The 19,568-nt window shown below is 50.9% G+C and carries 17 protein-coding genes; 4 read left to right on the top strand and 13 right to left on the bottom strand.

Going from position 1 to position 19,568, the window contains the following annotated elements; genetic code table 11:
• The first annotated feature begins 44 nt into the window (after positions 1–44).
• Positions 45–2,144, top strand: coding sequence for an ATP-binding cassette domain-containing protein (locus tag KKG35_16510; GenBank protein MBU1739732.1), 2,100 nt, complete (start codon positions 45–47; stop codon positions 2,142–2,144).
• Positions 2,145–2,317: 173 nt separating this feature from the next.
• On the opposite strand, the gene KKG35_16505 is transcribed toward KKG35_16510, so the two are convergent.
• A complete protein-coding gene (locus KKG35_16505; GenBank protein ID MBU1739731.1) occupies positions 2,318–4,096 on the bottom strand; it encodes a hypothetical protein in 1,779 nt (592 codons plus the stop codon).
• Between the two features lie 707 nt (positions 4,097–4,803).
• On the opposite strand from KKG35_16505, the gene KKG35_16500 reads away from it, so the two are divergent.
• A complete protein-coding gene (locus KKG35_16500) occupies positions 4,804–7,125 on the top strand; it encodes a CxxxxCH/CxxCH domain-containing protein (protein ID MBU1739730.1) in 2,322 nt (773 codons plus the stop codon).
• 190 nt (positions 7,126–7,315) lie between these two features.
• Here KKG35_16500 and KKG35_16495 read toward each other — a convergent pair whose 3' ends face one another.
• Together KKG35_16495 and KKG35_16490 are read right to left on the bottom strand one after the other, a co-directional pair.
• Positions 7,316–7,555, bottom strand: a complete 240-nt coding sequence (locus KKG35_16495; GenBank protein ID MBU1739729.1) for a hypothetical protein — start codon at positions 7,553–7,555, stop codon at positions 7,316–7,318.
• A gap of 34 nt (positions 7,556–7,589) precedes the next feature.
• On the bottom strand, positions 7,590–7,952 hold the full coding sequence (locus KKG35_16490; GenBank protein ID MBU1739728.1) for a carboxypeptidase-like regulatory domain-containing protein: 363 nt from the start codon (positions 7,950–7,952) through the stop codon (positions 7,590–7,592).
• 510 nt (positions 7,953–8,462) lie between these two features.
• Here KKG35_16490 and KKG35_16485 point away from each other — a divergent pair.
• Together KKG35_16485 and KKG35_16480 are read left to right on the top strand one after the other, a co-directional pair.
• Positions 8,463–8,705: a type II toxin-antitoxin system Phd/YefM family antitoxin gene (locus tag KKG35_16485; GenBank protein ID MBU1739727.1), complete on the top strand. Its 243-nt coding sequence runs from the start codon at positions 8,463–8,465 to the stop codon at positions 8,703–8,705.
• Positions 8,702–8,965 (top strand): Txe/YoeB family addiction module toxin, encoded by a 264-nt coding sequence (locus KKG35_16480; protein MBU1739726.1) that lies wholly within the window; start codon positions 8,702–8,704, stop codon positions 8,963–8,965. Before KKG35_16485 ends, KKG35_16480 begins: the two co-directional genes overlap by 4 nt.
• Positions 8,966–9,216: 251 nt before the next feature.
• Here KKG35_16480 and KKG35_16475 read toward each other — a convergent pair whose 3' ends face one another.
• From KKG35_16475 to KKG35_16430, 10 genes are all read right to left on the bottom strand, one after another.
• Positions 9,217–9,429 (bottom strand): hypothetical protein, encoded by a 213-nt coding sequence (locus KKG35_16475; GenBank protein ID MBU1739725.1) that lies wholly within the window; start codon positions 9,427–9,429, stop codon positions 9,217–9,219.
• Between the two features lie 817 nt (positions 9,430–10,246).
• On the bottom strand, positions 10,247–11,131 hold the full coding sequence (locus KKG35_16470; GenBank protein ID MBU1739724.1) for a hypothetical protein: 885 nt from the start codon (positions 11,129–11,131) through the stop codon (positions 10,247–10,249).
• A gap of 162 nt (positions 11,132–11,293) precedes the next feature.
• On the bottom strand, positions 11,294–12,808 hold the full coding sequence (locus KKG35_16465; protein MBU1739723.1) for a hypothetical protein: 1,515 nt from the start codon (positions 12,806–12,808) through the stop codon (positions 11,294–11,296).
• Between the two features lie 465 nt (positions 12,809–13,273).
• Positions 13,274–14,896, bottom strand: coding sequence for a hypothetical protein (locus KKG35_16460; protein ID MBU1739722.1), 1,623 nt, complete (start codon positions 14,894–14,896; stop codon positions 13,274–13,276).
• A 339-nt stretch (positions 14,897–15,235) separates the two neighbouring features.
• Entirely contained in the window at positions 15,236–16,165 is a 930-nt protein-coding gene (locus tag KKG35_16455) for a DUF2235 domain-containing protein (protein MBU1739721.1), read from the bottom strand.
• Between the two features lie 23 nt (positions 16,166–16,188).
• Positions 16,189–16,464: a Bor family protein gene (locus KKG35_16450; protein ID MBU1739720.1), complete on the bottom strand. Its 276-nt coding sequence runs from the start codon at positions 16,462–16,464 to the stop codon at positions 16,189–16,191.
• A 239-nt stretch (positions 16,465–16,703) separates the two neighbouring features.
• Positions 16,704–17,027, bottom strand: coding sequence for a hypothetical protein (locus KKG35_16445; protein ID MBU1739719.1), 324 nt, complete (start codon positions 17,025–17,027; stop codon positions 16,704–16,706).
• Between the two features lie 50 nt (positions 17,028–17,077).
• Positions 17,078–18,451 (bottom strand): magnesium transporter, encoded by a 1,374-nt coding sequence (gene mgtE, locus KKG35_16440; GenBank protein MBU1739718.1) that lies wholly within the window; start codon positions 18,449–18,451, stop codon positions 17,078–17,080.
• A gap of 112 nt (positions 18,452–18,563) precedes the next feature.
• Positions 18,564–18,998, bottom strand: a complete 435-nt coding sequence (locus KKG35_16435; GenBank protein MBU1739717.1) for a hypothetical protein — start codon at positions 18,996–18,998, stop codon at positions 18,564–18,566.
• Between the two features lie 8 nt (positions 18,999–19,006).
• On the bottom strand, positions 19,007–19,480 hold the full coding sequence (locus tag KKG35_16430; protein ID MBU1739716.1) for a hypothetical protein: 474 nt from the start codon (positions 19,478–19,480) through the stop codon (positions 19,007–19,009).
• Between the last annotated feature and the right edge of the window lie 88 nt (positions 19,481–19,568).

Genomic DNA, 19,568 nt, shown 5'->3' with positions numbered 1-19,568 from the left:
GACAGGCCTTGACAAATCTTTCTATCGCGGTAGAACCTCATCTGATGACCGAACCAGTTCACCCCACACCTCCTGAAGCGCCTGCGAAAACTCTTGCCGGACAAGCTGTGCTGCAGGCAGTTTCAGCGCTCTGCGGTCCTGATCGCGAACTGGCTTCCCGATGGCAAAAGGGGTTCAGACGCCTTGTTACTTCCGCTGACTGGCTTTCCGAAATCCCTAAGCTCGAACATGACGCTCTTTCCGCCCGCCATTTCAGCGGCCCATTGAAAGAGGTGTTCGGCATTCCCGGTAACCTCATTCTGCTGCGGGATGGAGACAACTCCTTTTCTCTCCTGTATCGCATTGAGCACCGCTGGCAATATCTGGCCGAAGATGGCTCACCGCTGCCTGAAAAGGTCAGTCCCGCTGATGAACAAAATGTCGAGGCGGTCGTCCTGAACATGGCGCCGAGCGAGGACAAGTCCGGAGGCTTCGCCTCCCTGTCGGCCTTGTGGCCGAAGCTCCGCGGTGCCTGGGCGGAAGTCGGGATCGCCAGTCTTTTCATCAACACCGGGCAGCTGCTGCTGCCGATTTTCGCCCTGCTGATCTATGACAAGATCGCCTTGAATGGCCTATTTGAAACTCTCTGGGCCCTCGTTTTCGGCATGGCGATCTACCTGGCAACCGATGCCGCGATGCGGCTCGTCCGCAGCTGGGTCACCGAACGGATCAGTGTCGACCTGACCCTGCAGAGCGATGAAAAACTCTGGTCGAGGATGGTTTCCCAGGTGGAGCTTCCCCCCGGCGGTTTCCCCCGCTTCCTGTCGAATTATCGGGATCTCACCCAGTCGCGCGATTTCGTCTCATCGAGCTATCTGCTGGCAATCGCCGATATCCCCTTTCTCGTTCTGTATCTGACGGTGATCGGGATCATCGCCTGGCAGATCATGGTTGTCGCCATGATCCTTGTCCTGCTCTTTACCGTGACCGGACTCCTGCTCCAGGCCCGGCAGACCAGATTGTCCAAGGAGGCCGAGCAGAAAAACACCCAGAAGCTCTCCTTCATGGGCGAGACCCTGAACTGTCTTGACGTCGTCCGGACCACCCCCGGCGCCGGATCCTTTCTGCGAAGCTGGCGCGTGTTGGCCGACCAGTCGACAGACCTTGACACCAGGAGGCGAATGGCCGCCCAGCAGACGATGGTCTTTGCCACAGTGATGCAAACGGTGACGACCGTTGTGGTTCTCACGGTCGGAGTCTATCTGATTCATGCCCAGCTCTTAAGTATCGGCAAACTGATTGCCTGCAACCTGTTGACCGGCCGGACCATGGCGCTGGTCTCCTCCCTGTTTTCGGTGACCGGGAAGTGGAAAGATTTCATCCGCGCTTCCGGAAGAATGGAAGAGAGCCTGGAGGATATTCGCGAACGGGAATGCACCCCCAGACCGGACATTGCAGGGAATATTTCCGTGATCAGCGTCGGCAAACATTATGAAGGCCGCCCGGCGGCGCTTGAGGGTGTCTCCTTTGCGGTTGCTCCCGGGGAGCGGATTGCCCTGCTCGGGCGACCCGGCGCCGGGAAATCAACCCTTTTGAGATGCCTTGGCGGACTGTGCCGTCCTGATACGGGCCAGATTCTTTTTGACGGCCTCGACCTGGATGATATTTCCCGTTTCGACCGGGTCAAGTGGCTGGCCTATAAGGCCCAGGACCCGGCGATCTTTGCCGGGACGCTTGAGAGTAACCTGCGTATTTCAGGGTGTACCGATGCCGCCCGCTTTGGAGAGGCGATCTGGGCCTCCGGCTTGGAGAACGAACTGAAAAGCGGGCGAATGTCCCTGGGGATGGATCTGGCCGAGCGGGGCAGCAATCTATCCGGCGGCCAGCGCCAGAAAGTAGCCCTGGCCCGGGTTTTTGCCCAGTCGAGCCGGATACTGCTCCTCGATGAGCCGACCCTCGGCCTCGACCCTGAAAGCGAGCGGCTCCTGGCCGAACGGCTGCCGAAACTTCTCGACCGTTCGGCAGTCCTGATCATGACCACCCACAGCCCGGTCATGCTGGCGATGGTCCGACGGATTATCGCGCTGGATGGCGGCCGTGTGGTGGCCGACGGTCCGCGGGAAAAACTGGTCACCCTTTCCCCCAAAAAAAGTGCAGGGGCATAACGTCCACTCGCCGTACCGGCACGAACTTTTGCGGAATGACCGGGGCCATGAATGAAATCGCCCCCCCTTTTTCCCATTCCGGAATCTTAACAAAAGAAAACCCCCGAATCCGTAAGAGGATTCGGGGGTTCATATAAAAAACATCCCCGGTATATCGCAGGGATGGGCGGGGATTACCTCTTTTTCTTCTTCAACCCCTTCATCACCTTTTTACCGAGCTTTGCGTACCTCTCATTCACTTCTTTGCGATCACCCGGATCATGGTCGCGAACTTCTCTTTTCCTGGTGCACTTCGAATGTTTCCTGAATTTTGTGCGCTCCTTCTTGAACTCCTTCATTTCCCGATCAACGACCATGACGGAATTGACGCCGGTAATGACCTCGCCATTATACTGATTGCCGGGATACTGATCACCGGTATACATATTGCCGGCAATGCTCAGTTTAAACTCGCCGAGCACTCCCAGCGGTTCGATCAGGGCGATCAGCGCCTGCCGGTCGAAGTTGACGGTGATGTCCACCAGACCATTCCCGTCGCTATCACCCACCCGTCCTCCACCATTGCTGTAAAGAGGCTCCGGCAAAGGCTCGGCCAGCGAATTGGCGGGGCTGATCATGGTGATGGCGACCGTCTTCGGATCAATAAACTCGGCGGAGTGAGGTAACGGCAGATCGATCACCGCCTTGAATTTCTTGCCATGGCTGCGCAGGTTCAGGGTGTAGGGGTAAAAATAGACATCGTCATGGATGCCGCCCGGTGGCTCGGCGACGATGATTTCGAAATCGGTGCCGTCAAAACCGCTCCACACCACTTTCCCCTGGTCGTTGATGTCCGGGACGGAGTCATAGTGGCCGGTATAGGACTCGCTCAATTTACTCACGGTGCCGGTGTCGGGCTCGAACAGGTAGACGCCGATATCCCCGCCGAAGGCGAACCAGGCGATCTCCCCGGCGGAATTGATCTGCGGGGTGACATCGTCAAAATCATTGTCGGTGAGCTGGGTGATGGTGTCACCGGAATAGGTGAAAATCTCCCAGTCATTGCCGTCAAAACTCTGCCAGGCGACGATCCCGGCGTCGTTAATCACCGGATTGTGGTCCTCTGCCGGAGTCGAGGTGATCTGGGTCGGAGTTGCATCCCCGGCCCGTTTCACCACCACGTCACACTGCGCCCCGTCGTAGGAGAGCCAGACCAGGTGACCGGTATTGCTGAGCTGCGGCGACCAGTCGAGCAGATCATCCTGGGTCACCTGGGTGATCCCGCCGCCGCCGATCCGGGTGTAGATGTCATAACTCAAGTCGGCCTGCAGATCACCGCGGCCGCGCCACATCAGATCCCCGTTGTCGTTGATCCTGATCTGCACGTCATTGGTGTCATTGTCGGTGACCTGGGTCTCCGTGCCGCCGGAGTACAGTTTGATCTCGTAGTCGTTGCCGTCAACATGGATCCAGGCGACCTCGCCGAGGTTGTTGATCCTCGGCCACGGCTCAAGCGGGGTCGGGGCCGAAATGTTTGAGGTGGTGCCGCCCGAATAGAGATTTACGTTCCAGGCCGAGCCGTCATAACTCATCCAGCTCACCTCACCGAGATCGTTGATGGTCGGCGAGCTGTCGTAATTCGAGTCGGCGGTGATCTGTTCGATCAGTCCGGAAGCGGCGCTCTTCAAGAATATTTCATAATCATAGCTTGAGGCGCCGGACGGTCGGCCCTGCCAGACGATATCCCCCGCATTGTTCATCTTGGGAAATTTATCGTGGTGGTCATTGAAAGAGGCCTGAGTGTTCGCGTAGCCTGAGCAGTTGGTGCCCAGAGCGCCGCAATCGTTGGTCACGACGAAAGGATCATTGACCGACCAGTCGGCCTGGGCGGACAAGGCAAAGGCAAGTCCTGAGCAGAAGGCCACAGAAGACAGAAGCAAAGACAATTTTCTTTTCTTGTTCAGTGCACGCATCACACACCCCCGTTTCCACATTGTTCATTTTATTTCAACTCATGTGAACAGCCGGGCCGATTGCCCAAACCGCTCCCAAACTCCCCTGCAGGACACTCTAACCGACAACACGGGTTTTTAGAAACTTTTTTTCGGGAGAATCCCCGCTTCAGGTCTTTCATTTTCCAAAAACCGGGCAGGTTATTGAAGCTCCCCGCGGCAGATAGCAAACGGAGTGCGACTTCGAGCCACGGGGAATCTCCGTACGGAAGGTTTACTTACATCAGATTCGCACACTAACCCCGCAGCAGGTAAGGGAGCCTGCGACACTCCGAGCTGCGGGGAATGCGTTTCGTTATGCATGTTCACAATATTTACAGGGTATTCTTCAAGGTGTATGAATATCCATACTCCTCACGTATCATGATGATATCATTAGACAAAACTCCAGATTTCACCATTCTTCCCATTTTCAACTGTAGTAAATACCAGTCACTTTCCAACTTATCGGAATGACATCCCGCCCTTCTCACGCCAGCTTTTCATCGCCACAACAAGATCTTAAGCTGATTGCCCGGCCATTGGCACTCTCCTTGCTTTAACTGCCGCTGGTTAACAAAAATTTACTTGTGCTTGTAACAGTTCGACTCGGCCCGGATGGTCTGATGGTCGAAGCAAGGATGAAATTTTTGTCACTTCATAATGGTGACGACAACAGGAGGTATGATTTGAACAGCAAGATCGGTACATATCTATGCGGACTCTGGGTGATGTTCCTGCTGGCGGGTTGCGGCGGCTCGTCCGGGGGGGGAGAGTATTACAGTACCAGTTCAACCGGGGTTGCGGTCGATCCGTATATCGTCGGCGCGGTCTTCCAGGAGGTATCCGGTGACGGAATGACCGTCCTGCAAAGACAATCCGGTCCATCGGATGAATCCGGGGTATTCCGCTTTCCCAAAGCCCTTACCCCCGGCTCAATCGTTGAGATGAAGGTTTCCAACCGGGGCCTGCATGGCGGCGCCCCCTACCAGGGGATGTTGCGGCGCAGGATCACCACCAGCGACCGGTCATCGGTGAATGTCACTCCGCTTACAACCCTTCTGACAAACGGGACGACGGAAGATGATCTTCTGTTCATCCTGAATGAGGCCGGATTTCCCGGAATTTCAGCGGCGGACTTGTATGAAAATCCCATGACCCGTCCCCAGGGAGGCGGCAGACAGGACCTGCAGAACATGACTTCCGGGGTGGACGACAGCATGCTGACCCTGCTCCAGGCCAATATGGCCGTCAACGACTACATGGAAATAACCGGAAATTTTCAGGTTACCGGCAATGATCTGCAGAGAACCAGTCAGGCGACGATATTGAACAGCGTGTCCAATGCGTTACGGAGCAGACTCAATGCGGCGGAGTACAACCGGATTAAAAATGAACTTGCGCAGGACCCCCAGTTGACCGGGCAACCCACCCTGGGTGACATGATCATGGCTGTTCTGCAGCAGCAGCAAACGCTGGTGGCATCAACCAAAGAAGATATGTCGGTTCGCGGCACCTTTGATCCTGGTCTGGTGAACCAGACGGTTACCGACGGGAAGGCCCAGCTGGTCGCGATGGTTAAGGAGCAGCATCAGCTCGGCACGCAACCGCCCGCCGGCAGCGGAGTGACCCTTTATGCCGACTACTGTGCAATGTGCCACAACGCGCTCTCCTCAAGCAGCAAAAAAAATCGGACCAGCGCCCAGATCCAGGCCGCGATCACCAACAACATCGGCGGGATGGGATATCTCTCCACCCTGACAGCCTCGGAAATCCAGGCAATCACCGATGTGCTGACGACCAACCAGCCGCCGCCAACCACCCCTGCCGACGGAGCGACCCTCTATTCCGGCAATTGCGCGGGCTGCCACGGCCAACTGGCAGCAACCGGCAAACCGGGGCGGACCGCTGCCCAGATCCAGGCCGCCATCGATAACAATATCGGCAACATGGGCTATCTCAATACCCTGACTACCGTCGAGGTTCAGGCGATCGCCGATGCGCTGCCCGCAGCCCAGCCGCCCGATCCGACAACTCCGCCGGACGGCGTTGCTCTTTACAACAGTGAATGTGCCGGTTGTCACAGCCCATTGGCCAATACCGGTAAACCGGGGCGGACCGCCGCCCAGATCCAGGCCGCCATCAATAACAATGTCGGCAGCATGGGCTATCTCAACACTCTGACGACCGTCGAAGTGCAGGCGATCGCCGATGCGCTGCCCGCAGCCCAGCCGCCGGATCCGACAACTCCGCCGGACGGCACTGCCCTTTACGCCGGCAATTGTGCCGGGTGTCACGGCTCGTTGGCCAATACCACCAAACCGGGTCGGACCGCCGCCCAGATCCAGGCCGCCATCAATAACAATGTCGGCAGCATGGGCTATCTCAACACTCTCAGCACCGCGGAAGTGCAGGCGATCGCCGATGTTCTGCCGCCGGCGACTACTCCGGGGCCGGATTACGGTGATTGCACCGCCTGTCATGGCCAGCCGCCGTCCGGAAACAGCTATCCGAACACCGCCGGTGCGCATGCGGTTCACACCAGCCTGCCGTCCGTCAATAACGACTGTACCACCTGCCATGTCGGCGCGGCCCACAACGGTCAGCTTGACCTCGGCTTCCCGGCTTCCTACAACGCCAGGAGCGGCACGGCAACCGACAACAGCAACGGAACCTGCTCAAGCATCAGTTGTCATGGCGGGATCACAACCCCTGTCTGGGCGACCGGCTCCATTACGGTCAACACCCAGTGCACCTCATGCCACAGCTCGGGTACCAGCCAGTACAACGACTACAGCTCAGGCCAGCACAACAAGCATATGAGCAAGGGATACAGTTGCACGGTCTGTCACAACACCACCAAATTACAGGTGGGTCATTTCAGCAACCTGGCCACAACCGCCTTCGAGCAGAGCGCGGCAAGTACTATCGGTGGCGGCTCCACCAGTGTGGGCCTCTATCAGAGCGGGAGCTGCTCAAGCATCAACTGTCACGGTTCAAAACGCTGGTAATTCATCCTCCCGGCGATAAAAAGGCCGGCCGGGGTTCTTAGCAAGCTCCCCGGTCGGCCCATCTCCACAAAAAACCCGACATGCCAGGCAGGGCATGCCGGGTTTCTTTTATTCGCGATGATAATGACACCCCGGATCAGGCATGCGGCACGTAACGCACGTTTAATCAAGGTGACGAATACCGGAAAAGCTACAGGTTTTTGAACGGAGTGAGCTCTTCCTCTTCCGGGAGCCATTCCGTATCACTCTTGACAATCTTGTCGGTATATTCGGCAAGCCTGATTGCGTTTTTTAAAGCCTTCTTCAGAAAATCTTTTTCATTCTCATCGTCAACCCGCCCGCATTGAATATATCCTGCGAATATCGTTGCGGCCATCTGAGCAACCACGGATTCACTATGCTGCAATTGAAGATAACTATGCTTGGTCATTTCCCCTCCCTTCCGTCAAGTCTTGTGCCCGGCCTTATTTTTCCGTTTTCCGGTTTTCTTTACTCCATTCCCGTAAAACAATCGTGACGGGTCTGTTCGTTACCAGGTGCCCGGAGAGTACCGCCGGTGCATAACCGACCCTTGAGACCTCAATGCTGCCAATTTCCTTTAACGGAAGGTATTTCGCGGCATATCCCGATTCGTTCGAATAGAGCGTAATATCTGCTGCCCGAGAAGACCTGGAAATAACAATCTCCGCCCGGCTTATCGGCCTGTTGCTTCTGTCGCGTACAGAGATTTCAACTTTCGTATAACGCTGCAAGAACAGTACTGCCGCAACCACTCCCAGCAGAATTACGGCGACGACAACAAGTATGATCTTTTTTGAAGGTTTCATGGAAGGTTACCTACATCAGATTCGCAAATGTATACCCCCTTAAGGGGTGCTAACTCCGCAACAGATAGCGAACATGGTGAGACTCCGATAACCAGCAAACGGTCACGGTCTGACAGGTCGGGAGACTATCTAAATATTGGATATGACTTAGCCCCCTCTTTTTGATGGTAAAAAGAACACTCCAAGCAACAAAACGCATGCTTTCGAGATACAAATCAAATAAATTCAGGTGGTTATCCTGTCCAGACCCCGTTGTGATATCGATATGAATGTTCCCGCCACCACCGGGAACATCTTCAGCAGCCGTTTAATTTTTTGTTCCAGATTCCTTTTTTTACCAATGATATTTACAAGCTACTCGTAAATATCATTGGTATCAAGCAACTAGACAAAGGTCAATAGCGGCCCCCTTTCTGAGATGAGAATTCAGGATAAACCGTCCCCGAAATTGATTATGCCCTTGCCTTTTCGTACGAGATGCCGTACGTTTTGTCCAGGAGGTAACATATTATGACAACAATTACTATTTCCGAAGCAAGAGCTAAATTATATGGGCTGGTGGACGAAGTCGCTTCCGAACACAAGCCGGTTACAATTAAGGGCAAGAGGGCAAGTGCGGTATTAGTGTCGGAAAATGACTGGGAAGCAATTCAAGAAACTCTTTTTCTTACTTCAATCCCAGGCATGAGAGAATCCATAAAAGAAGGATTGGAAACCCCGGTAAAGGAATGCTCTGAGGAGTTAAATTGGTGAGCTGGAAAATTGTGTTCACCAAAATGGCTCAAAAAGATGCAAAAAAAATCAAAAGAGCCGGGTTGAAATTAAAGGTGGAAGAACTGCTTTCCGTCATCAAAGAAAACCCCTTCCAAAACCCACCCTCATACGAAAAACTTGTTGGAGACCTATCCGGTGCCTACTCCCGCAGGATTAATTTTCAACACAGACTGATATATCAAATTATTGCCGAAGAAAAGGTCGTAAAGGTTATTCGCATGTGGACACACTACGAATAACTCTTTGAAATAAAAAGAAAACTGTTAATCGAGTAGCCGGGTGGGCACCCCTTATCACCATCAGACAACATCTGAACAAATACACCGATAAAGAACCAAAGAAGCAAAACAGACAAAAAATTAATACACGAATCTTATAATTCAAGACCTGACCCGCGACACAAAAATTTGAGCCTACTCCTAGTCGATCCTATTGATATTAATCAATTTTTCAAAACAAAAGCCAAAAGCGGACTTGACCCCTTTCCACGCTAACCTATTTTGTAACTTTTCTTAGAGGTTCTAACGTAAGCTCGGTCGAGAGTTTTGAGTACTTCCTCCCGGCCATCCGGGTGTTTCTTTACGATTTTCTTTCCGGACTGATAAGTAATTGCAACACCGGATTGTCTGGTTTTCTTCACAGCCTCGGTCGTGGCTTTACGAGCGCTCTCGATTAATCTTTTTTTGGGAATATCACTGCGCATATTTGTATCCTGGATTTAATATTTTTTATACACCCAACACCAAAGCATTCTAGCCAATATATTCAATGTTGGCAATAAAACAAGGCAGTCACGCAGTATCATCGTCTTCCCTGGTCATTTGACATATATTCAGGGGTTTTCCGTTTTAATCTCGTTATACCAATATGCCGGAGTACCATAATTATCCAGATAATTTTCAAAACTGTGACTGTCCAAAACCGGGACTGCCCCAGTTTTGCACAATAAATCACCCATTAGGAAAACAATTCAAAAATTTGAGCCTACCCCTAGTCGATCCTATTGATATTAATCAGTTTTTCAAAACAAAAGCCAAAAGCGGACTTGACCCCTTTCACTTTCACTTATCACCATCAGACACCATCTGAACAAATACACCGATAAAGAACCAAAGAAGCAAAACAGACAAAAAATTAATACACGAATCTTATAATTCAAGACCTGACCCTCGACATGACCCTCGACACAACTCAAGCTGAAAATCGGCAGAAAAACTCCACGGCAGAATATGATTTCAGATTTGACCAGTGGCTCCAGAGCGAACAAGCCCGGCTGTCTCGTGGCATGCTTGCCTCGGCAAATGCTAAGGGGACTAAACTGTTACTAAAAAAGTCACTCTAAGAATTTGGCTGGGGTTCAAATCTTTATTCGTCCATTAACGCATAATCAATTGAAATTACTCACGAATGAACCACAAAAGTCAAAAGCGGTCTTGCTCCCTCGCATATCACTCTTGACAACATGTCGGCCCTTTTAGTGGATAACCCCGTCACGTCATATAAGACGTGTATACGGCAAATTATGCCGGAAGCATTCCAGCTATAATTGACAGCGTTTTAGTACTGTCCTGCACCATTTTGCTGATCAGTTGGCGGTAGATTCCTAGGTAGCTGTCGTAAGAGATTTTATACCTGTGGGGCGGAACTTTAATTTCAGAGGTATCGCTGAAACGATTGCCCAATATCCCGTAATGACCGAACCCGTGTTTGCTCTCCTCATCGTCGAGACTCTGATCGTTTTTCTTCCAGAAAAAATCGAAGCCAATTTTCTTCGGTTGTCCGTCAATCATGCAATCGATCTTGGACTGATTTCCCTCGAAAAGTAAGGTTAGAGTATTTTCGGCGGAAAGCACATAGTTCTCCTGAAGGGAAAGCCCACTATCGTTTACAAGATTATTCAACGTGGGCTTATCGTAAACAATGTCAATCAACACCTCTTTAATTACCGCGGCTGAAAACTCTTCGAATGCATCCTTGGTGTTGTCGGCGCCCTCTTCGATGTCAATGAACGGACCATGAAAAATCGGTACTACATGCGACGGAGTGCTCATGTCCTGGATATGATGGAGAATTCGCCCGACCCAAAGGAACATCTCCTCGGTATTTCCATTGACTATTTCCGTTTTCAGTTGGGCGACTAAATGAGAGAAAATCTCATCGGAGGTTGGCGTATAGGTTATCGGAAATCCGAACAACTTTCCTTTGAACGGTATCAGAAAGTCGTTTTCCTTATAAAAGTGCCAATTTTTTGCACGGGTGATGAGCGGGCTCGTATCCGCATCACTTGAGCCCATTCTCACCGACCACTTGTTATGCTGCAAATCCTCCGCAAGATTGTTCTGACAATTATCGAGATAAATCTGTATGGCCTTTTTGGTTATTTTCTGATGACATTTGGGCTTCATGACTTGCGATCCTTTCCTTGAAATTAATGTTGATATATTCAGTTAGATTCGAGATCCTAGGACAATCTCGGACACAAAACTGGCAACTGCCTTCGCCGGGGCTCATGGCTGAATGCTCTTGGGCAAGACGCGCTGCCCACAAAACGGTGCCCGCGACATCTATCACAAGAGCTTGTTCAGAAGCAAATCCCTAACTTCCGCCTGCTCGAAGTAGTTGGTGTGCAGAACCGTAGATTGGCCAGTATTGCTATCCCCGTAATCCATGCCGCGGTTAACCGGAACTTTCCCGGAAAGATACGGATCGAAAGTCATGGCACCTTTGAATGGTACAACCAGGTCGTTAGGTTCTTGTATGTAACTGTCTGCTAGAGTATCCAGAGTGGAACGCACCGATATTCCTTTTTCGTCGAAGTTAGCCCGCACATAACAGTACTCTTGGGCCGGTGTGCAGTATGGTCCGTTTAGCCTCTGATAGAATTTACTGCCGGGTGTCAGGTCACGCAGGCTCGGGATATTGAATACCCCATGCAGGAGTACTTTCAGTACCCCTACAATAACTTTAATGCTGACTCCGGAGCCATTTCCTACCAAGCTGTACAAGCCATTAAAGACGTTGATTAGATCCACCAGGCGATCGGGATTAGCCAGCGGTGATCCTTGGTTGGCTCCTGCCACGAAGATGACTTCGTTTACTGTCCTCAGTTTCTTTTCCCGTAAGTTTTTCAGGGCCGGATCTTCCAGGATGGCCCGGGTCACAGCCCCGCCGCGACTGTGACATACGATGTGAACATCCATATCATCAGGCAAGGCGTTCAGCAAGTCGATGGCGTTTTTGGTCATGGTCTTGGAAACTGTCCAGTGATCCCAACCAATCAGTCGTCCGTTGTATTTGTCCGACAGTTGTTGCAGGACGCTATTTCCTCCTTTCCCCAAAGCGTGAAACGCCCCTTCAATGGAACTTAGTATACCGTGAATGAACAGTACTGTTTTCTCTCCAGACATGGTTGCAAGGTCATCAGGTGTCAGCACAGGGAAATCAGGGTCGGCCAGAGACCTGAACTGCTCATCTTTAACGTGTGACTCGATTTTATTGGCGATATAATTTGTAAGTGTGGTTATTGGTGCCTGCAAAAGTTCATCAACGATCCTGACCTTGAAGAAACGGACCACTGTTTTGAGAGGGTCAAAGAGAGTAATAGCCATTTTCCCCTGGAAATTCCCTCCATATTCACCGTGGCTTATTGGGATGATAAACCGCGAATACCCGGTTCGTGCCGATTCCAACAGTGTGTGCGCTCCTCTTGGTTGGTCTGTAGATTCCGGTAGATGAAACTGTACTATGCCACGATCAATCTTCATCGCTACCAACAACATGTCGTTGGGAGAGGGCACATCCACCTGCACTACCGGTCGGGATTCGGATAAAAATCCTTGCCCGGAAAATTCCTCTCTTGTGTCTAGGGGGATGTCCAGGTGATGTTCAAAGCCCGCTTCGGCCATGGCCTCCTGGAACGGTTCACCAAGTTGCTCGGGGGAAAGAGCGACAAACAGCCTACGTTCAATTGCTTCTGTGGGGACTTTTGGGTTGACGTCCATCGAAAAACCGAACGTGCGCACATAGACATTGCCGATTGGTAATTCGAAAACCCGTTGTCCCTCTCCTGGATTAATGATCATTTTTCACCTCTTGTTTTTTCATTTATGCTGTTGGCATAATTATCCGGCATATCTCGAATACCTCCTAAGCAAGAACACGCAAGGGGGCATCCATTAAAAGGCCCTTATCAAGAAATAGTCTGATCAGCTACTTCCGTAAAATCCACTTCGGAAAAGGGAGTCTGGTTGAGACTTTTATTCAAGTTAGCCGCTAAGCGGCATATATCCTTCCTCCTGATTCTCCAACAATCCGAACATTTTTTGATTACAAATCTCTTAAAGCAATCAAGGAACAACGTTCCTTGCACTTTTCGAATCAGTGGTCCTTCTCGGTTGTTTTGTGTCTAAGTGCTATAGATCAAAGGAAAATGTCAAAATCTCAAGCCAAGCACGCTCCAAGAGAAAATGGGCACCTCTGACACCACAGAGAACAAACCGAACTCATTCTAATATCCACTGCTAATTACGGATAACTAGTCTTTAGTTTTAAAAGCTAAATAGGGTCAAATCCATTGCTAAAAACACTTGATAACGAACCACATCATAATCATCACCACTTTCACCCCTGATTAAATCAGGGGTAGCCGATGCGCCACCTCCGACAGTAATTGGGGTATCTTTTATTGATACAGTCAGATATAAGCCAGGTGAAAACACCTGCTTAAAATCCGTATTTATTTCACTTTCTTTGTCGGAATCACGTATTGCCACCAATTGCCCAAGATCTAACAGTGATCCATAAATTCCAAAACTCCCTATCCACTTATCCACTTCCCACGTTTGATGAATTCCAACTGGTGCAAAAATCCCATAAGCTTCATGCTCATCATCCATAGCGTTATCAACTTTTTCATCACTATACTGAAAACCCATAAAAGCTGTTATAGAGGTCATTGTTCGTTTTTGCTTCATCCGGTAACTCCCAACTGGAGAAGCCAATGTTTCAAGAGTTCGAGCAACCTCATCAGCAGTCTTCGCAGATGCAACACTCGCCAACATAGGCAGATATTTAAGCTTAATTTCCACATTAAACTCATCACATATATTGAAGAAAGCCATAACCATTAGTGAGGCCTCCTGATCAAAATATGCCTCACTAAATTGTTTCATATACTGAACAACAATTTTGATTTTTCTATTGGTTGCCGAGACGTCATCAATTTCACTATGAATTTCCAAAAGCAAATTTACAATCTGCGAAATTGCCTTCAAACGTTGCCCAATACGTATTTTTTCACTCCCCTCAAGATCAACAGTCTTACTATCTAAATCTATGATCTGGTAAATTGAGGCAACAGATTTAATATAATAATTCCACCGCTTAACAGATTCTACAGGAAAACCAGGAGGTGCAGTCGGGTAAGTAGTAATCTTTCCATCAGTTATCACTAATTCGCTGTCAATGTGCAAAATCACTTGTGCTGCTTTATGAAAAGGACTACCAACAATTTTTTCATCTTGGCTCATGGCTATACCACGAGCAATTGCCATTGCGTCATTCCCTGCTCGTGACATATTATACATTTCATAAAGAACTAATATGGTGTCCAACTCATCCTTTCTATCAGACGATAATACCCCCCGAGCATACTCAACAAAACTCACAGGAAGCTTTTTGATATCTTTCATTGCTGCTTCCTGGAGATAGGCGGAATAGCCCGCTAAAGGGAGTTGAGAGTCATCAATATCACTCAAAGCTTTACAAAAATTTGTAACATATTTCTTTTCACCATTTTCAGCGTCACACAACTTTGTCTTCATCTGGTCCTGAAAATATACACTAGCCTCAGCTTTTGCACGACTTATAACAAAGTCAGTGAGTCCAATTATCAAGCGCTCTTCAAGTGGAAGTAATCCATCAACCCCTTGAACTTCTAATGGGTTGACATTCCCAGACAGGCCCACCCTTTCGCCCTTTATAAAATCAATGCAGACGCTTTCGTCAGAGTCAGATATTTGATTATTCAAACATTTAGACGCCATGGCTAAATGTTGATCAGTTAGATTAACTGTTTTTGACTTTATGATTGGGGACATTAGCACGACAGACGCATAAGATTGACCAAAAGTCGACAATATTAACACCAAAAGAAGAAAGACTACCCTCATACCAAAACTCCTTAACTATTTATTTAAACATCTTCATCAAATACTGAATTCAGATCGTAAGTTCGCCTATGATTTGATCATATTAATGGCACATGTCTGGACTTGACTTTTTGACATTCTATCCAATCTGCACCAAGCCGACTCAATCTAACCGACAAAAAGAGTTTGTAAATAAAATTTGTAGAAAATATTGTTTCTGGGGGATTTCCTAGATAATGGCAAACTTACGTTCGCCTATATGAAAGAATAAAACTGGTAATTTGAGGGCATTGAGCATCGGAACTCCACGCTCTATTTTGGAGTTAGCAAAAATCTTTCCTGTTCAGCAGTTGAATGATTTTATGTTTCGTAGTTCGGTTCCACCGGCAGGTTGCCAGGGCGGTAATCGGCCATTTGTTGCATGCGTTCCCTGGTAGAGGGATGTACGGCTGCGGATTTGGCTATTGTGCGGTTCTGGGTGCCGAAGGCTTTCCAGATTCCGTCGTAGGAATTGTGCAATGTGCCGCAGGGGTCTTTTGCAAGTTGCTTTACGGAACTGGCCTTACACCGCAGTCCATGGTTGTAGGCATGGTCGATCATCCATTGCAGGGCGATGTCCGACAGGCCGCATTCGTTGTAGCCGCCGCCGACATCGGAATGGACCCCGGGAAACCAGGTCTGGGTGACCCGCGGATCGTTGTCCCATTCCAGCACCGGGAAAAACTTTCTTTTTTCGTCTATCGCCATGGCGTGATAGCCGGCAACAACGCATTCGGGAAGCTTGAGGTCGTTGAAATCCTCATCGGTGGTGGTTTTCACCGTGTCCCAGACACCGAGCATTTCCACCTGAATGTCGAATAAGCGTCCGCTTTTCTTAAGTTCTTCAGTGCTCTTTACATCACGCCTTAAATAGAGTTGCCAGGCAAGATCAACATCAGCGGCTTTTTCCGTTACCCCGCTATGCGAAATCAGTCCAGCCAACCGCCGGGCGGCATAGGAGCCCCTGCTGAAGCCAAAGATAAAGACCTTGTTCTCTTCTCTTTTCCAGTCGGGGTCAGCGAACCGTTTTCTTAAAAACCGATATGCCCCGAGAATCTGCCGATCAAGGCCCTTGCCGTATATGCCGCCGGGTAAGGCTTCCCAGTAAGCGGTGCCCACGCCTTCTTCATAATGAGTGATCTGGTTCTTCGCCGTGCAGGCGTCCAGTAGCTTCACAACATTGGTCACCGCCGACTCGTCGGTATCGTTCCAGGTTCCATCACAGCCGATGATCAAGTTTCTGGTTGCCACGGTACCACCTCCTTCAAACTCGGTTATTGACCTGGTCGATACTCTTCTTCGTCATCCGCCTGAGCAGGTGTGCCGTCGCACCACCATTCAGCGGTCTGCGGCACATAGAGCCCCAGTGAAACGATCGACACCAGGGCATAGACCGCATTGGTGTGATAGCGCACCCGGTACAACCCCCTGCCGTTATCACACTTCTCAACCGGAGGTTCCGACCAGATATGGTTGAAATATGTCCCATGTTTGGTATGGGTCCCGGTTTTGGATTGCGGTGTTTTCTGGCCAGCACCTTCAATCGTCATCGTAGCACATCCGGAGATGCCCGCAATCAAACAACATGCCAAAACCACCATGATAGTTTTTGTCATAGTCTTTACTCCTCTGTTTTCCTAACAACCAATCAATCTAACCGGTAAACGGTGTTTGTAAACAAGAATTCTGAAAACAATAGTGCGTTGGGGGAATGGATGAACAGGGAGCAATACAATCAGGGCGAAGAGTTATAGAAGTTAAAGAGGTTGAAAGCGGCCCCCCCCCACAGCTAGCGCACTGCGGCGCCGAAGTGAGGTGTGAAATACTGGCCGATGAGATTCCAGCCGAGATAAATCAGAAGTCCGCCGAGGATGAAGGCTGCGATGATGGCGAGCCAGATGCGCTGGTCTTCACTGAACCGGCCGGGCCGGAGCTTCTCGATCCAGGCTTCCAACCGCATCGCGATAAAAATCCAGACGCCGAATCCGACCACCACGAACAGCCAGGCGATGGTGTCCATGGCAGGAAAGACATCCCCGACCTTGGCCGCTACCAGCGCCGCCATGAATAATAACGTGATCAGAATTCCGATCGATTTCAGCAACAACTTCATGGACACCACTCCTGTTACCGGCAATTTTTCAAGTATTGCTCCGCCGATTCTCAGACCCCGGAGATTTTTGCGAGCACCAGGGTCGCCAGCGAGAAAACCAGAAAGAACCCGCACATGTCCGTTACCGTGGTGAGAACAGGGCTTGCCACCAGGGCCGGATCGAGTTTGAATTTTTTCAGAAGGAGCGGCAGGATTCCTCCGAAACAGACGGCGATGACCGTGTTCAGCATCAGGGCGCCGCCGACCACAAGGCCGAGATAGAGATTTCCTTTCCACAAAAAGGCGATCACGCCAAGCAGCGCCCCCAGTGCGATGCCGTTGATGAAGCCAAGCCCTATTTCCTTGGCAAAGACCCGCAGAAACTCCTGCTTTTTCAGCAGTCCCAGGGTGAGCTCCCGCATACTGACCGCCACCGCCTGGTTGCCGGAACAGCCGCTCATATCGCTGATCATCGGCAGGAAGATAGCCAGGGCGATCGCGGAAGCGAGGGTATCCTGATACAAAGCGATAATGCTTGCCGCCATGATATTCAGAAAAATATTGATGGAGAGCCATGAAAGCCTGCGGCCGCTTCGGGTCAGGAGCGGCATGGTGCGGAACTCCTCACCGCCGACGATACCGCTGAAGCCTAAAAACTGATGCACCGACTTTTTATTGAATGCTTCTTCTACCGCAACCGGCCTGAGCACCCCGGCCAGAACACCATCCTCGTCAACCACCGGGACGCCGAAGAATTTATGCTCCTGAAAAAACTCGCCGAGGGTCTTGATCGTGTCGGTCACCCTGACATGCAGCGGGTCTCTGATCATCAGCTCCTCCAGCAGGGCCGAGTGCAAGGCGAACAGGAGGTCATGGACCCGCAGAACCCCGACCAGCATGCCTGTATCGTCAACCACATAAATATATTGCACGTTGTACTTGTGATACCGCTCCTTGTTGCTCTGCAGATCGGCCAGTACCGAGCCGATGGTCGCTTTGTCATTGTAAGCCAGAAATTCGCTCATCATCAGCGCCCCGGCGGTATCCTGCGGATATGAGAGCATTTTCCTTGCCTCATCGGCCTGCTCCGGCTCCATCACGTGCAGGATCGCCTCGACCTCCTCCCCCTCCATCTCGGAAAGCAGCTCGTTCTTTCTTGAATTGGGGAGTTCCTCCATGAAGGAAATAGCCTGCTCCGGCGGGAGGTCCTCGATGATGTCGGCCAGCTGTTCGGTCGGGATATCTTCCATGACATCCGCCGCATCGGATGGATCGAGAATGGTGATCAGCATCTTCTGTTCGGCCGGATGCAGACGCGAAACAATCAGGGCGGTTTCGCTCATCGACAACCGGTCAAAGAACCGGCGGATTCCGTCCTGGTCCTCGCCGGCCAGCATCTCCCGCAGAAAGCGCGTCCTTGATTTCGTAGTAGATTTCTCAGCCATATCAGGTCCTGATCTCAAGTATGAAAGAGGGTTTCCGGGGAAAGTCCGGGGGGAAGATCATTCTTCGTAGAAATCACATACAACAAACTGATATCATTGACAAAAACAACAATCACGCCATTGTCTCCCCTAACGCTTCGACCAATCTCAAAAGTTCTGCCCGCTGCAACGTCGAGAGATCACGGAACGGCGAATTGTCGTAGGTGGTATCACGGTTTTCCACGACCAGGACCATGGCGTCCTCGCTCAAGGTGTGGTGGTGCCAGACGGCCCGTTTAACATTATAGAGTTTATGGGGTTCAAGCGGCTGGGCGTGGATTCCGGTGACCTCTTCATCCCCTTCGCCCACGAAAAGAATGGCGCTGCCTTTCAGCAGGACAAAGACCTCGTCGGTTTCATTATGGCGCTGCATCCGGGTGATGTTTTCCGGTCGCAGATCTTCGGCGTAATTCAAGACAGCCACCCGCCAGCTCTCGAAATCCACCAACGGCCGATAACCCGGGCCATTGTGCTGCCGGACTTCCAGCAATTCTTCACTGATCACCATCTGCGGAATCACTCCAGTTCTTTCGGTTTTGCAGCTCCTACAAACTGCCCCTCAAGCCAGTACCCCTGCTCGACGATCGTGCCGTTGTCCATCCTGGTCCCGTAGCCATGGGGCATTCCGTTGTGCCATTGCCCCTCATAACTGGTGCCGATGGGGTGGCTCTCCCTGCCCTGCCCTTCCGGTTTGCCGTTCCGCCACTCTCCCACATACACCCGACCGTCAGGCAGGGAGAAGGTTCCCCGGCCGTGCGGCATTCCATTTTGGTACTCACCTTCGTAGGTGGTGCCGAGTTCCAGGGTCATCCTGCCCTTGCCGTGCTCCTTGCCGTTTTGCCAGTCGCCGGTGTACTTCATTCCGGTCTGGTATTCGAAGGTCCCGAGGCCGTTCTCGCAATCACCTTCCCGGCAGACCCCGGCCTTGGCAAAGGCTCCGGTCGGCAGTAAAACCACCAGTAACAATCCTGCAATTATGATCTTTTTCAAGAAGTCTCCTTAATAGTCAGAACTATGGTTACAATCGTTGCCTCCGATAATTCCCGCAATCTAGCCGACCCACTAAGTTAATAGAAAT

Source organism: Pseudomonadota bacterium (assembly GCA_018823285.1).
GTDB lineage: Bacteria > Desulfobacterota > Desulfobulbia > Desulfobulbales > JAGXFP01 > JAHJIQ01.
The sequence above is the reverse complement of the archived record's forward strand: the minus strand, read 5'-3'. Positions and strand labels throughout refer to the sequence as shown.

Bases quoted from the DNA above. Each gene is read 5' to 3' on its own strand.
- KKG35_16470 (MBU1739724.1), bottom strand. From the start codon at position 11,131: ATGAAGCCCAAATGTCATCAGAAAATAACCAAAAAGGCCATACAGATT.
- KKG35_16485 (MBU1739727.1), top strand. From the start codon at position 8,463: ATGACAACAATTACTATTTCCGAAGCAAGAGCTAAATTATATGGGCTG.
- KKG35_16450 (MBU1739720.1), bottom strand. From the start codon at position 16,464: ATGACGATTGAAGGTGCTGGCCAGAAAACACCGCAATCCAAAACCGGG.
- KKG35_16475 (MBU1739725.1), bottom strand. From the start codon at position 9,429: ATGCGCAGTGATATTCCCAAAAAAAGATTAATCGAGAGCGCTCGTAAA.
- KKG35_16510 (MBU1739732.1), top strand. From the start codon at position 45: ATGACCGAACCAGTTCACCCCACACCTCCTGAAGCGCCTGCGAAAACT.
- KKG35_16495 (MBU1739729.1), bottom strand. From the start codon at position 7,555: ATGACCAAGCATAGTTATCTTCAATTGCAGCATAGTGAATCCGTGGTT.
- KKG35_16445 (MBU1739719.1), bottom strand. From the start codon at position 17,027: ATGAAGTTGTTGCTGAAATCGATCGGAATTCTGATCACGTTATTATTC.
- KKG35_16490 (MBU1739728.1), bottom strand. From the start codon at position 7,952: ATGAAACCTTCAAAAAAGATCATACTTGTTGTCGTCGCCGTAATTCTG.
- KKG35_16435 (MBU1739717.1), bottom strand. From the start codon at position 18,998: ATGGTGATCAGTGAAGAATTGCTGGAAGTCCGGCAGCACAATGGCCCG.
- mgtE (MBU1739718.1), bottom strand. From the start codon at position 18,451: ATGGCTGAGAAATCTACTACGAAATCAAGGACGCGCTTTCTGCGGGAG.
- KKG35_16460 (MBU1739722.1), bottom strand. From the start codon at position 14,896: ATGAGGGTAGTCTTTCTTCTTTTGGTGTTAATATTGTCGACTTTTGGT.
- KKG35_16465 (MBU1739723.1), bottom strand. From the start codon at position 12,808: ATGATCATTAATCCAGGAGAGGGACAACGGGTTTTCGAATTACCAATC.
- KKG35_16505 (MBU1739731.1), bottom strand. From the start codon at position 4,096: ATGCGTGCACTGAACAAGAAAAGAAAATTGTCTTTGCTTCTGTCTTCT.